This is a genomic window from Candidatus Rokuibacteriota bacterium, from assembly GCA_016188005.1.
GTDB lineage: Bacteria > Methylomirabilota > Methylomirabilia > Rokubacteriales > CSP1-6 > UBA12499.
In genome coordinates this window covers 50,455-64,357 of record JACPIQ010000014.1, presented here as the reverse complement: position 1 = coordinate 64,357, position 13,903 = coordinate 50,455, and the positions used below count along the sequence as shown (strand labels likewise).

The window sequence follows — 13,903 nt, the reverse complement described above, 5'->3', positions numbered from 1 at the left end:
CGGTGGCCGGGGCGGTGGTGTCTGGGCACGCCGCGGTGGTGCGGCTCGGGGAGTTGGAGACGCCGGACCAGTTGGGGACCTCGTCGGCGGTTTTGAGGGCGAACCAGTACGTGGTGCCGCAGGCCCGGCCGGACACGGTGATCGTTGTTTGTTGCTGTGCAGGAGGCGCGGCTCCACGTTCCGCGATGACCTTCGCGGTGTATGTGCCCACGGCGGAATAGGTGTGAGTGACCGTCTTGGGATCATCGGTGACCCCGTCAAACTTCTTTCCAATCGTGGGATCGGTTGGGTTCCCACATACCAAAGTGACGCTGTCTACGATAGTCCCCAAATCGTTGCAGTTCCACCAGAACGTATAGTTGATCGGCCCCATAGCGCTTCCCGACACATCTGCCGTCAGAACGGTACTCAACGGCACTGGCCCGCTTGGGAGACTTGCCACAAGAGACACCGAGAGCGTTGCGGGTACGGTATCGGGGACCACGTCGAGATACTCGCTGCCCTCGGCATTCCGGCAGCTCCACCCCCACCCGCTTGACGCTCCAGCTCCAGCGTTCGCAGGAAGAGATATCTTGTACCAGTTCTTGTCGCACCCTCGGCCGGGTTGATTCTCAGGGGTTACAAATCTCTGCCCGCCCCATATCTTCGTTAGTGGTTCGTCGGCTATGTTCGCTCCGCTGCGAACGTGCAGCCCCCCTCCCCCCAGCTCCTTCCCCCGAACTTTTAGCTGTGTACGGGTGGGCGTCGGGTCAACAAGAAGGTACGCTCCGGAGAACCACCCATATGTTGCCTGCAGGTGAGAGGGCGTCGTATTGGGTCCCACCTTCGATGGCAGGAAGATGTAGTACCAGTTATTCGCACTTCTCGCTATGGCCACGAACTCCTGGCCGTCTGACACCTCAGTAATCTGTGGGGCCGCCCTGTCTGGCTTCTCATGCACGTTCAAGACCGCTGTGTTCACACGCACGACCCAGCTCGCGAAATAGTCCCGCGGATCCAGGTATCCGTAGTCCGTTGGGTACGAAGGACGGTACGCGTACATTCCCGAAGCGCTCAGTGGCTGGCTGGGCGTGAAGTTGCCCGGAGAACCTGGGTCGTGATCTAGCAGTTGGAAATGGAGATGGGCGGCGTCACTCCTACCGGTGTTCCCCATCACGCCGATGGGCGCCCCTTGGCTGATCATGCTAGATGCTGATGCGGACACGTCTACCCGGGCCAGGTGAGCGTAGACAGCATAAAGCCCGTCGTCCTGTCTTATGACTATGTGATTCCCCCACTCTCTGCCGCAGCTTGTGTCGCGAGCCACACAATCCTTGAACGTCCTGTAGACGGTTCCCCCTTGAGCCGCGACGATCGTCGTGGCCGTTGCGGGTGACACGGCGGAGGTCATGTCAATGCCAGCGTGGTACGTGTACGTCCCGGCTGACACACACTCATAGCAGGCGTAGTCCTGTGTGATTCTCGGGGCATCGAGGGGCCATATGTACGCGCCGGCCGTTCGAGTCACCGCGGACAACATGTACGGCTCCGAGGGGCCCTTCTCCTCTGTGGCGCTTCTCTCAACCGCAGCAGGCCACTGGTACGGGTCCATGACGGCTGGGGCCTGATATCTTCTCCGTGCCGACCCGCGTGGCTGCTCCGAGGAGCCATCGGTAGAGCCGTGAGGGGCAGAAGATGCCTGCGCACCGAAGGTGTCTGCCAGTGAGAGGGTGGCCAGGGCGTCGCCATCGCCCGAGCCTACCAAACCGTAGACCGACCCGGTGTCGCGCCCCCCGGTTACCCGGATTGCACTCAGCCCTTGAGCCCCGACGGCGCCGACGACGACGTAGCCGCTGATAGTCTGGTCTGCGGTGACCACCACATAGGCAGCGTCCACCGGCAGCCCACCACCAATGTTTTGACTGAGGAGGTGCTGGCTTCCACGCGACGGGAGCGATGTTCGATCGGGCAGGTGGCCAAGTGGTCGGCCTTGGGAGTCGAAAACGTCCACCCTGAGACTGGCCGGACCATCCCGCGGGTTGAGCAGCCCAACCATCGTCCAGAGGCCCACACCGTCGATCTCCGCGAAGAGCGGCAAGACAAGCTGCTGTCCGAGATCAAGAGGGGATGGGAGGACTGCAATGTCAGTCCGATCGTCGGCGCCCAGCACGTGAAGGCTGGCCAATGGCTGGTCGGCCACCAGCGTCACGGAAGATACCAGCGGCAGAAGGGTAGCGTCGAACAGCTCGTTGGTGACGAATGTCGCCCTTTCCATCGGACCAAGGGGGGGTAGCTCGGCCTTTCCAACAACGCGCCCGAGCCCGTCAAGGGCAATGACGCCTGGTGCGGTCGAAGCCGGCCCTGCGTTCATCACGGTGATCCGACTTCGCCACGCCTCCTCCCCGTGGAAGACCGGCAAGGCCAGCACCGCCGCCGGACGGCTGGGATCGAGCGCGGCCTCGAGAAGCCGTCCATCGGTGGACTCCACGACCAGGAAGCTGAGCAGCGGACCATCGGACTCCACTTTCAATGAGGCTGTCTCCTCCGGCCAGCCCTCTTTCTCCCTGGAATGGAGCGTTCGGCCGCCGCCTGTCAGCGTGAACTCACCGCGCACTTCTCCCAGCGGGTTCCCGGCGGCATCGTACACAAACACCCGTGCCTTCACGGGATCCTGTCCGGCGTTCACGAGCACGACGCTGGTTTTCCGCCCGTTCTCGAAGTCCACGCGCGGGTGCAGGTACGTGAAGCCGGGGCTCGCCGCTTCCAAGGCAGCTGAAGGCAGACCGAGGCATGCAGCCAGCAAAACGAGCACACAGGATGTTCGCCAGCGACATCCCCTGCTCTGGCCCCGCCCAGCCGCCATCGGGCCTCCCTCGTGCGGGCGCATAGAACTTCGGGTGAGGAGATATTGGTCCCTTTGCTAGCAACAACCATGGCCCTCGTCAATAGGCCATCTTGCCCTGTTTGCTGTGAGTAGGGACAATCCCGACACACACCACTCGGCCAGCGGACCATCCGCGTCGCGTCCCATTCAGCGCTGTCGTGGTCGTGGTAATTCGGACCCAGCGGGCCCAAGCCCCCCAACCGCGCAGGGTGCGACCTGGGAAGGCTCCACGAGAACGGGCCCACCCACCTGGTGGACTCCGGCGACCGGCACCACGTGGCGCGGAGGCGGGCGGGCACATTTCCGGGCGGGGTCGCCGCCTCTTGGGGTACACTCCCTGGGCCAAGTACCTGCTCTACCAGGCATGGCGGCGTAGCTCAGGTGGCAGAGCAGGGGTCTCATAAGCCCCGTGTCGGAGGTTCGAGTCCTCCCGCCGCCACCACGTTCTCCCCGTCGCGCAGCCCGGTGTCCTTGAAACGCCGCCTCGCCGCGGGTACACTGAGGCTCCCGTGAGCGACACTCCCCGACCTCTCGCCCGCTTTGCCGTGGTGGATCTCACCACCGTCCGCTCGGGTCCCACGTGCACCAAGATCCTGGCCGACTTCGGCGCGCAGGTCCTCCGCGTGGAGCGGCCCGGCGGCGAGGGGCGCGAGCGCGTGTTCTTCGACGCGGCCGATCTCCACCGCAACAAGAAGAGCGTGGCCGTGAATCTTCAAGATCCGCGGGGGGTGGACGTCCTGAAGCGGCTCGCGGCCCGGGCGGACGTGGTCGTGGAGAACTACCGTCCCGACGTGAAGCATCGGCTCGGCATCGATTACGAGACGCTGTCGCGGGACAATCCACGGCTGGTCTACGCGAGCATCTCGGGCTTCGGCCAGGAGGGGCCCTACCGGGAGCGGCCGGGCTACGACCAGATCGTGCAGGGCATGTCGGGACTCATGTGGCTCACGGGCACGGCGGAGACGGCGCCGCTCCGCGTCGGGATCCCCGTCGGCGACCTCCTGGCGGGGTACTTCGCCGCGCTGGGCATCCTCGTGGCGCTAGTGGAGCGGGAGCAGTCGGGGCGCGGGCAACGCGTGGAGACCTCGCTCCTCGAGGCGCTGGCCGGCAGCCTCTCCTTCCAGGCGGCCAAGTACGTGAACACCGGCGAGGTGCCGCCGCCCGTGGGCAATCACCACCCGCTCACCGCGCCCATGGGCGTCTACCGGGCGCAGGACGCTTTCTTCAACATCGCCGTGGGCAACGACGAGATGTGGAAGCGCTGCTGCGAGGCGCTGGGGCTGCCCGGGCTGGCGGACGACCCGCGCTTCGTGGGAGCCCTGGCCCGGGTGAAGAACCGCGCCGCGATGGATGCGATCCTGGAGAAGGCGCTGGGCGCGCGCACCGCCGCCCAGTGGGTGGAGGCGCTCAACAGGGCAGGCGTGGCCTGCGGCCCCATCTACACCGTGGACCAGGTCTTCGCCGATCCCCAGGTGAAGCTGGCCGGGCTCGTGCAGGAGGTGACCAACGCGACCTGGGGGCCGCACAAGGTGCTGGCGCTGCCGGTGCATCTCTCGCGCACACCGGCGCGCGTGGAGTACGGGGCGCCGATGACGGGCGAGCACACGCGCGAGACCCTCGAGGGCCTCGGCTACGATGGGCCGACCATCGACGCCCTGCTGGCGGCGGGCGTCGTCCAGCAGCACGACGGAGGACAGCGATGACCCAGGACATCCTGGTGACGCATGACGGCGGCATCGCCACGGTGACGTTCAACCGGCCCAAGATGCGCAACGCCATCAGCCTCGCCATGTGGGCGGAGATCGCCCGGGTGACCGAGGGGCTCGCCAAGGACGACAGCGTGCGCGCCATCGTCTACCGCGGGGCGGGGCACGCGGCCTTCGCCTCCGGCGCCGACATCTCCGAGTTCGAGGAGAACCGGAAGGACACCGCCACCGCGCTGGCCTACGGCAAGCAGACCGACGCCGCCTATACCGGCATCCGGCTCTGCCCCAAGCCCACCGTGGCGATGATCTTCGGCTTCTGCATGGGGGGCGCCATGGCCATCGCCATGGCCTGCGACGTGCGCTTCGCCGCCGCGGGCTCGCGCTTCGGCATCCCGGCGGCGAAGCTGTCCATCATCTACGGCCTCGACGCCGTGCATCAGCTCGTGGACCTGGTGGGGCCCGCCTATGCCAAGGACATCCTCTACTCGGCGCGCACGGTGGACGCCGAGGAGGCGCTGCGCATCGGCTTCATCCAGCGTCTGCTGCCGGCGGCCGAGCTGGAGGGCTACACGTACGAGTACCTGAAGACGGTGGCCGCCAACGCCCCCCTGTCGGTGCGCGGCACCAAGGCGCAGGTGTGCGCGATCTTCGAGGGGCTCACGGATGTCCACCGCGAGCAGCTGCGCCAGATGGGCATGGAGACCTTCGAGAGCGAGGACTACCGGGAGGGCACCCGCGCCTTCCTCGAGAAGCGGCCGCCGAGATTCCAGGGGCGGTAGCCCCTGCGCATCGCCCTCCTCTCCTCCACCCCGCTCGATCCGCTGGAGGGGAGCGGCACGTTCACGAGCCTCGACGCCCTCGCGCGGGGGCTCACCGGGCTGGGACACGAGGTGCAGTTCCGCCCCCTTCGCCTCCGCACCGGCTTCCACACCCTCGACCGCTGGCTCTACAACGCAGGCGTGGCGCTCTCCCCTCCGCGCGGCGTGGATCTGGTGCTGGGCTGCGACCTCGACGGCTTCCTCTGGGCCCGCCGCCGGCGCGTCCCCTTCGTCGCGATGCTGAAGGGGATCATCGCCGACGAGCTGAAGAACGAGCGGGGCTGGGTGCGGATTCTCCTCGGCGTCCAGGCGCGCTGGGAGCTCCGGAACGCGGCGCGCGCCGACCTGGTCGTCCTGCCCAGCCGCTACTCCGCCGGCGTGGCGCGGGACGAGTACGGCGTCCCCGACTCGCGGCTCGCGGTGGTGCCGGAGGCGATCGACCTCGAGGGGTGGCGCGCGCTGTTCGCCCGCGCGGCGCGGGGCTCAGGCGCGGGGCCCGTCGTGCTCTGCGTCGCCCGCCAGTACCCGCGCAAGCGCATCGCCGACCTGCTTCACGCCGCGGCCCGGCTCCGGGAGCGAATCCCCGCGGCCCGGGTCCGCGTCGTAGGAAGAGGTCCCGAGTGGGAGGCGCTGGTGCGCCTGCACGGAGAGCTCGGCCTCGGCGAGTCGGTGGCCCTGCTGGGCGACCTCTCGCGGGAGCGGCTGGCCGAGGAGTACATGGGGGCCGACTGCTTCTGTCTCCCGAGCGTCCAGGAGGGGTTCGGCATGGTCTTCCTCGAGGCGATGGCGGCGGGCCTGCCCGTGGTGGCCTGTCGCGCGGCGGCGGTACCCGAGGTGGTGCTGGACGGGCGCACGGGGGTGCTCGTCCCGCCCAGGGACCCCGCGGCGCTGGCCGTGGCGCTGGCCGATCTGCTCGAGCGCGCCGGGCGGGCGCGCGAGCTCGGGGAGGCAGGACGGCGGCGCGCGGCCAAGTTCACGCCAGAGCGGATCGCGCAGCAGTTCCTGGACGCGGTAAGATCACATGCGGGAGGGGCCGGAGCCACATGACGGAAGGCCCGGTGTACGTCACGCGCAAGTTCACGTTCTCCGCGGCCCACCGCTACTGGCGGCAGGAGTGGAGCGGCGAGGAGAACGTGCGCGTCTTCGGCCCGCTCACCGTGACCCACGGCCACAACTACGTGCTCGAGGTCACGCTCGGCGGCCCCGTCGACCCCCGCACGGGGATGGTGGCGGATCTCGGCGAGCTGAAGCGCGTGGTGGGGGATCTGGTCCTGTCGCGCTTCGACCACGCCGACCTCAGCGCCGATCCGCTCTTCGCCGGCCGTAAGGTCCCCACCACGGAGAACCTCGTCCGCGCGATCTGGGACCTCCTCGCCCCCAAGCTCGGGGGCGAGCGCCTCCACGGCCTGCGCCTCTGGGAGGACCCCAACTTCAACGCGGAGTACTTCGGCCCATGAGCGGGCTCAGGCTCACGCGCGCCTATCGCCTGAGCGCCGGGCACCGGCTGGCGAGCCCGGCCTTCTCGGAGGGCGAGAACGCGCGAGTCTACGGGCCGTGCTACCGGCAGCACGGCCACAACTATCGCATCGAGGTGACGGTGGCGGGACGCCCGGATCCGGAGACGGGCATGGCGGCCGACCTGGGGGCGCTGGACGCCGCGGTGAGGCGAGTGATCCTGGAGCGGGTGGATCATCACGACCTGTCGAGCACGGTGCCGGCCCTCGACGGCGTCATCACCACCGGGGAGAACCTGGCCCGCGCCTTCTGGCAGTGGCTCGAGCCCGCCCTGCCGCCGGGGAGCCTCGCGCGCGTCGTGGTGATCGAGACGGACAACAACGCCTTCGAGTACCGGGGCGAGAGGGCGAGGTGACGGCATGCTCGAGCAGGTGATCCGCGATCTGCTGAAGGAGCTGGGACAGGACCCGTCGCGCGAGGGGCTCGACAAGACGCCCGCGCGGGTCGCGAAGGCCCTCCAGTACCTCACCTCCGGCTATCAGCAGGACGCGCGCGCGCTGCTCAACGAGGCGCTCTTCACCGAGCAGTACGACGAGATGGTCATCGTCAAGGACATCGACTTCTTCAGCCTCTGCGTTCCGAGCAAGCAGGTCGTGGACGCCGTGACTGGCGCCAAGCCGGCCCGGGAGGTCGTGCCCGGGGACCGCCTGTGGACGCTCGATCGCGGATATCTGAAGGAGACTCAGGTCACGGCCGTCACGTCGCGGAAGACCCGGGATATCGTCGAGGTCAGGACAGAGGGCGGGCGCTTCCAGGTGACCCCGGATCACCCCGTCATGACGGAGGCCGGCTGGTGCGAGGCCGGAGACCTGAAGCAGGGCGCCCGCGTCGAGTGGATCAACCCTCGCTCGCTCTGCCGCGACGTTCACGAGCCGCAACCCGGCTACGCCCTCGGGTACGTGATTGGCGCGACGGCGGCAGACGGCAGCATCCAGGACGGCCGCCGGATCTGCCTCACCGTCAAGAGCCCTGCCTTCGCCGAGAAGTACCGGGAGTTGTTCGCTCAGGCCTTTCCGTCCACGACGCCCACCGTGGAGCCCGTGACGGTGCCATCCAGTTTTCTCCGAAGAGATGTCTTGATGCATCGTGTCCGCGTCGTCTCGCGGCACGTTGGACAGAAGCTGTGCCGCTGGCTCGGCGTCTCGGAGACAGGATCCCGGAGCAAGACGAAATCCTTCAGATTTCCCAGGGTCGTGACCTCCTCCCGGGAAATGATGCAGGGCTTCCTCGACGGCTACTGCGACGGAGACGGGTACGCGGTCGGCTCCTCCGGTCGCTTCATCGTGAGCGCGAACCGGGATTTCCTGGAGGATCTCGCCCAATACCTGGGCACCGGAGTCGCGCCCGCGGGCAACGGGACGGCCGACTGCTTCAGGGTCTACGTGTCGGGCCGCTGGCACCAGCAGGGCTGGTACGGCAGGCACGGCTTCCGTCAGGAGAGCGAGTTCTACGTGCCGTTCGACAGCGCGTACGCCACGGTCGTGGACGTGCGGCATCTTCCCACCGCCAGGAAGCCGCATGCGGTGTACAGCATCACCTGCGCCCCGTATCCGACCTTCCTGATCGGCGGCCACCTGACGCATAATTGTGAGCATCATCTCCTTCCATTTTTCGGCAAGTGCCACATCGCGTACATGCCGTCGAAGAAGATCGTCGGGCTGTCGAAGATGCCGCGGCTCGTGGAGATGTTCAGCCGGCGGCTCCAGGTCCAGGAGCGGCTCACGACACAGATCGCGCAGACCATCGACGAGGTGCTCCGGCCCCGCGGGGTGGCGGTGGTGATCGAGGCGCTCCACATGTGCATGCTCATGCGCGGGGTGGAGAAGCAGAACTCGAAGGCGGTGACCTCCGCCATGCTCGGCGCGTTCAGGGCCCGCCCCGAGACGCGCGCCGAGTTCATGGAGCTGATCAAGTCGCGCGGCGGGCCCATGGTGTGATGGGTCGGGGCTCGCGGGGCCGCCCGTGAAGCTCGGCGGGCGGGTCGCGCTGGTCACGGGCGCCGGCCGCGGCATCGGCCGCGCCGTCGCCTGCGGCTTCGCCCGTGAGGGCGCGGCCGTGGTGCTGGCGGCGCGCACGGCGCACGAGCTCGACGCGGTGGCGCGCGAGATCGAGGGCGCCGGCGGCCGGGCCGTCGCGATCCCGACGGATGTGCGGCAGGAGCCGGCCGTCGCCGCGCTCGTGCGGGGCGCGCTGCAGGCCTGCGGGCGCATCGATCTCCTGGTGGCCGCTGCGGGGGCGGCTGCCTTCGGCCCGCTGGCCGAGACGGCGACCGCCGACTGGGATGAGATGATGGCGGTGAACCTGCGCGCTCCCTTCCTCTGCTGCCGCGCGGTGCTGCCCGCCATGGTGCAGCAGCGGAGCGGGACGATCATCCTCATCGGCTCCGTGGTGACGAGCCGCACGCTACCCGGCTCGGCGGCCTACACGGCCTCGAAGTACGGCCTCCTGGGGCTGGCCCGGGTCCTGGCCGAGGAGCTCCGCCCCCATGGCGTGCGCGTCGGGGTGCTCTCCGCCGGGGCCGTGGACACCGCCCTCTGGGACGCGGTGCCGAGCCCCCCGGATCGGGCCCGGATGCTCCGCCCCGAGCAGGTGGCCGAGGCGGCCCTCCTGATGGCCGCGCAAGCGCCCACGGCGGCGCTGGAGGAGATCACGCTCCTGCCTGCCGGGGGCGTGCTCTGAGGCTCCCCGGGGGCCTCGGACATGGCGCTCCGGGGGCCTCTGGTATAATGACTGCGGTGTCGCGAGCCCGGTCACCCCTGCGACTCCCAGGAGGCGTGAATGGTCAGTCTGACTGAGACGGCGGCGAAGAAGATCACCGATCTGCGCATCGAGGAGGGCAAGCCCGAGTGGGGGCTGCGCATCCGCGTGGTGGGCGGCGGCTGCTCGGGCATGTCGTACGAGCTCGGCTGGGACGACACGCCCGCCGCCGACGACAGCGTCATCGAGTCCCACGGGGTCCGCGTCCTCGTGGACAGCAAGAGCGCCCCCTACCTCGCGGGGAGCGAGATCGACTACGTGGACAACAACATGCTTGGCGCCGGCTTCGCCATCAACAATCCCAACGTGAAGTCGTCCTGCGGCTGCGGCGCCTCCCACCAGTTCTAGGCGCCCGGCCGGGCGGGCTCATGAAGGTGCTGGTGCGGCTGTTCGCCCGCTACCGCGAGGCGGCGGGCCACGCCCGCGTCGAGCTGGATCTCCCCGAGGGTGGCACCGTGGAGGCCGCCTGGGAGGCGGTGACGAGCCGCTTCCCGGCGCTCGCGGTGTATCGCCCCTTCACGCTCTTCGCCGTGGGCAATGACTACGTCGCCCCCGAGCACGCCCTCAAGGCCGGGGACGAGCTCTGTCTCTTCCCGCCCGTGAGCGGCGGGGCCGCCGGAGCGACGCCCCCGGCGGATCTCGTGGAGGTCACCGCCGCGCCCCTCTCCGAGCCGGCGCTGGTCCGCGCGGTGGAGGATCCGGGCGCCGGCGCCATTGTGCTCTTCTCGGGCGTGGTGCGCGAGGAGACGGGTGGCCGGCGGGTCAAGTTCCTCGAGTACGAGGCCCATGCCCCCATGGCTGTCGCCAAGATGCGGGAGATCGCCGCCGCGGTGCGTGCCCGCTTCCCAGGCGTGCGCAAGGTGGCCCTCGCGCACCGCGTGGGCCGGCTCGAGATCGGCGAGTCGAGCGTCCTCATCGCGGTCTCCTCGGCGCACCGGCGCGAGGCCTTCGAGGCCTGCCACTTCGCCATCGACACGCTGAAGGAGACGGTGCCGGTCTGGAAGAAGGAGTACTTCGAGGACGGCGGGGTCTGGGTGGGCCTCCAGTCCGAGTGTGACCATCGACACTGACGCGGACTGCCCATGGCAACGGGCGCCCAACCGCCGCTCCTGAAAGATCCGGTCCCTGCGGAGGGCGGGGCCGGGGGCGCGCTCCCCGGAACACGCTCCCTCGCAACACGTTGCGCCCTCCCATGACGGGCCACGACAGGACGGTTTTCCGCTCTGGCAGCACGCAGAAGCCACGGTTCCGGGGAGCGCGCCCCCGGCCCCGCCCGGCGGGTGGCCCGCCGATGCCTGAGCCGGGGCGCCAGTGCCGCAGCCGCTGACGGCCCGGGGGAGCCTCGCCGACGGCGCTCTCGCCACCATCCGGCGCCATGCCCTGGTCGCGGGCGGCGAGACCGTGCTCGTGGCCGTGTCCGGCGGCGCCGACTCGGTGGCCCTGCTCCACCTCCTCCACCTGCTGGCGCCACCGCTCCGGCTGACGCTCCACGCCCTTCACGTGCACCACGGCCTCCGCCCCGAGGCCGACGAGGAGGCGGGCTTCGTGCTCGATCTCTGCGGCCGGTGGGGTGTCCCCGCCCACGTCGCGCGCGTCAGCGTGGCCGCGCCCGACGACCGCGGCGCGAGGCGCGAAGGGCTCGAAGCGGCGGCGCGGCGCGCCCGCTACGCGGCCTTCGCCGCGCGGGCGGCCACCCTCGGCGCCTCCCGGGTGGCCACCGGCCACACCGCCGACGATCAGGCCGAGACCGTCTGCATGCGCCTCCTCGAGGGCGCCGGACCGCGGGGGCTGGCCGGCATTCCCGCCAGGCGGGGTCCGTACATCAGGCCGCTGCTCGAGACGCCGCGGCGGACCATCGAGGCCCACCTGCGCGCCCACGACATCCCCTGGGTCGAGGACAGGAGCAACCGCGATCCGCGCTTCCTCCGCAACCGCATCCGGCACGAGGTGCTCCCGTTTCTCGCCGAGGCCTATGACGCCGACGTGATCCGCGCCCTCTGTCGTGGCGCCGCCGTCGCCCGCGAGGTTGTCTCGGGGCTCGACGCGCGGGCCGCCGCGGAGCTCGGGCGACTCGCCGAGGCGCGCGAGTCGGGGCTCCTGCTGCCGGCCGCGGCCCTGGCGGCGCTGCCCGGGGAGGTGGCCGCCGGGGTCCTGCGCGGCGCGCTCCTGCGGCTGGGCGTGGCCACGCCGCTCCGCGCCCATGCGCACCGCGCGCTCCGTCAGCTGCTGGACCCCGCCGCGCCGGGCCGTCAGGTCCGCCTGGGAGCGATGGCCCTGGAGCGCAGCGGCGGCTGGCTGCGCATCGGGCTCCCCGGCGGCGCGAGCCTGGTCGCGCGCTCCTGGCGGCTGCCCGGGGCCATCGCGCTCCCCGAGGTGGGGCTCTCGCTCGAGGCCCGCAGTCTCAGCCGGCCGCCCGGGTGGCTGCCACCGCCCGGCCCGCGCACGGTGGTGTTCGACGCCGACCGCCTGCCCGCCGACCTCACCGTCCGCGGGCGCCGGCCCGGCGACCGCTTCGCGCCCTTCGGCGGACCCGGCCAGCGCCGGCTGAAGGCCTTCCTCATGGAGGCGGGAATCCCGCGCTGGGAGCGCGACCGGATCCCGCTGCTCGAGACCGGAGGCGAGATCCTGTGGGTGGCGGGGTTGCGGCGCGGCCGAGCGGCGCCCGTGACACCGGACACCCGACGTATCCTGGAGGTGACACTCAGCGGGACGCTGGCGATGCCGACGCCCCCGGAGTAAGATGGCCGCCGGAGAGAGAGCCATGAGCCTGCGTCGGAGCGCGCTGCTGCACCCCGTCCTCCTTCTCGCCGCCGCCCTGCTGTCGGCGGTGACGGTGTCGGCCCAGACGGGGCCCCCGCCGAAGGGGCCGGCGGCGGCCGAGCCCGAGCGCGTGCTGCAGGCGCTGGAGCGCGCCTTCGTCTCGGTCGCCGACCGCGTCATGCCCTCCGTGGTCAACGTGAGCGTGAAGCCCAGGAAGGCGGCGCCCTCCGAGAGCGGCGAGGGGCCCGACGTCGAGCAGCGCTTCAAGGAGTACTTCGGGCCCGAGTTCTTCGACCGCTACTTCCGTCGCCGGGGACCCCGGGACGAGGGACGCGCCGCGGGCTCCGGCGTCATCGTGGATCGGCAGGGCTACATCCTGACCAATAACCACGTCGTGGAGAACGCCGCGGAGATCGAGGTGCGCCTCTCCGACGATCGCAAGTTCAAGGCGACGCTCGTGGGGCGGGACCCGAAGAGCGACCTCGCAGTGCTCAAGATCGAGGCGCCGCCCGCCTCGCTGCCCGTGGCGGCGCTGGGCGATTCCGACGCCCTGCGCGTCGGGCAGTGGGCCATCGCCATCGGCAACCCCTTCGGGCTCGACCGGACGGTGACGGTGGGCATCATCTCGGCCACCGGGCGCACGCGGGTCGGCGTGGCCACCTACGAAGCCTTCATCCAGACCGACGCCTCCATCAATCCCGGGAACTCCGGCGGGCCGCTGCTCAACCTGCAAGGGCGGGTGATCGGCATCAACACCGCCATCGTCGCCACCGGGCAGGGGATCGGCTTCTCGATCCCCGTCAACATGGCCCGTGATGTCATGGCGCAGCTCATCGCCAGGGGGCGGGTGGTCCGCGGGTGGCTCGGCATCGTCATCCAGGACCTCACCGACGACCTGGCCGCGGGGTTCGGCCTGTCCGCAGCCCACGGGGTCCTCGTCTCGGACGTGATGGTGGGGAGCCCCGCCGAGGCGGGCGGCATGAAGCCCGGCGACGTCATCGTCGAGTTCGCGGGCGCCGCCATCAAGGACATCACCGACCTCCAGAAGCGCGTCGCCGCGGTGGCCCCCGGATATCCCGCGGCGCTGGCCGTGATCCGCGACCGCAGGCCGGCGCGGCTCAGCGTGAAGATCGGCGAGCAGCCGGGCGAGGAGATCCCTGTCGCCGCGCTGCAGAAGGAGGAGAGCCTCGGGCTCACCGTCGAGTCCCTGACCCCCGAGGCGGCAGAGCGCTTCCGCCTGTCGGCGAGGGCGGGCGTGGTGGTGACGGAGGTGGTGCCCGGCAGCTCGGGCGCGGCGGCCGGCATCCGACAAGGGGACGCGATCCTCGAGGTGAATCGCCAGACGGTGGCCGACCTGGTGAGCTTCCGCCGGATCATGGCCTCGGTCAAGCCCGGGGAGGTGGTCCCCGTCTACGTCCAGCGGGGTGGCGGGGCCTACGAGTACGTCGTCCTCAAGGCCCCCGAGCGGCAGTAGCTCCGAGTCC

General features: G+C 70.1%; 12 protein-coding genes, 1 tRNA gene and 1 pseudogene. 13 read left to right on the top strand and 1 reads right to left on the bottom strand.

The genetic code is table 11. The annotated features are described in order from the left end of the window. The coding region (locus HYV93_04390; protein MBI2525201.1) for a peptidoglycan DD-metalloendopeptidase family protein at positions 1-2,704 on the bottom strand (2,704 nt) is incomplete at its 3' end. Positions 2,705-3,229: 525 nt separating this feature from the next. On the opposite strand from HYV93_04390, the gene HYV93_04385 reads away from it, so the two are divergent. The 13 genes and pseudogenes from HYV93_04385 to HYV93_04325 all read left to right on the top strand — a co-directional run bounded on the left by HYV93_04385 (position 3,230) and on the right by HYV93_04325 (position 13,893). Then, positions 3,230-3,305, top strand: a tRNA-Met gene (locus tag HYV93_04385). 67 nt (positions 3,306-3,372) lie between these two features. After that, complete coding sequence (locus HYV93_04380; protein MBI2525200.1) at positions 3,373-4,566, top strand: CoA transferase; 1,194 nt, start codon at positions 3,373-3,375, stop codon at positions 4,564-4,566. Further along, positions 4,563-5,348 (top strand): enoyl-CoA hydratase/isomerase family protein, encoded by a 786-nt coding sequence (locus tag HYV93_04375; protein MBI2525199.1) that lies wholly within the window; start codon positions 4,563-4,565, stop codon positions 5,346-5,348. Before HYV93_04380 ends, HYV93_04375 begins: the two co-directional genes overlap by 4 nt. A 111-nt stretch (positions 5,349-5,459) precedes the next feature. Further along, positions 5,460-6,434, top strand: a complete 975-nt coding sequence (locus tag HYV93_04370) for a glycosyltransferase family 4 protein (protein MBI2525198.1) — start codon at positions 5,460-5,462, stop codon at positions 6,432-6,434. Beyond that, entirely contained in the window at positions 6,431-6,844 is a 414-nt protein-coding gene (locus HYV93_04365; protein ID MBI2525197.1) for a 6-carboxytetrahydropterin synthase, read from the top strand. Before HYV93_04370 ends, HYV93_04365 begins: the two co-directional genes overlap by 4 nt. Then, positions 6,841-7,257, top strand: coding sequence for a 6-carboxytetrahydropterin synthase (locus HYV93_04360; GenBank protein ID MBI2525196.1), 417 nt, complete (start codon positions 6,841-6,843; stop codon positions 7,255-7,257). Before HYV93_04365 ends, HYV93_04360 begins: the two co-directional genes overlap by 4 nt. Positions 7,258-7,261: 4 nt before the next feature. Then, a pseudogene (locus HYV93_04355) lies at positions 7,262-7,477 on the top strand (GTP cyclohydrolase I). A 639-nt stretch (positions 7,478-8,116) separates the two neighbouring features. Beyond that, on the top strand, positions 8,117-8,839 hold the full coding sequence (folE, locus tag HYV93_04350) for a GTP cyclohydrolase I FolE (protein ID MBI2525195.1): 723 nt from the start codon (positions 8,117-8,119) through the stop codon (positions 8,837-8,839). Positions 8,840-8,864: 25 nt separating this feature from the next. After that, positions 8,865-9,581 carry an SDR family NAD(P)-dependent oxidoreductase gene (locus HYV93_04345; GenBank protein MBI2525194.1) on the top strand — a complete coding sequence of 239 codons (717 nt, stop codon included), beginning with the start codon at positions 8,865-8,867 and terminating at the stop codon, positions 9,579-9,581. A gap of 99 nt (positions 9,582-9,680) precedes the next feature. Then, entirely contained in the window at positions 9,681-10,007 is a 327-nt protein-coding gene (locus HYV93_04340; protein ID MBI2525193.1) for an iron-sulfur cluster assembly accessory protein, read from the top strand. 20 nt (positions 10,008-10,027) lie between these two features. Continuing rightward, positions 10,028-10,729: a molybdenum cofactor biosynthesis protein MoaE gene (locus HYV93_04335; GenBank protein ID MBI2525192.1), complete on the top strand. Its 702-nt coding sequence runs from the start codon at positions 10,028-10,030 to the stop codon at positions 10,727-10,729. 241 nt (positions 10,730-10,970) lie between these two features. Beyond that, a complete protein-coding gene (gene tilS, locus HYV93_04330) occupies positions 10,971-12,398 on the top strand; it encodes a tRNA lysidine(34) synthetase TilS (protein MBI2525191.1) in 1,428 nt (475 codons plus the stop codon). Positions 12,399-12,420: 22 nt separating this feature from the next. Further along, the gene (locus tag HYV93_04325) at positions 12,421-13,893 is read left to right on the top strand and encodes a DegQ family serine endoprotease (protein ID MBI2525190.1); all 1,473 of its coding nucleotides are present in this window, start codon (positions 12,421-12,423) and stop codon (positions 13,891-13,893) included. Positions 13,894-13,903 lie beyond the last annotated feature (10 nt).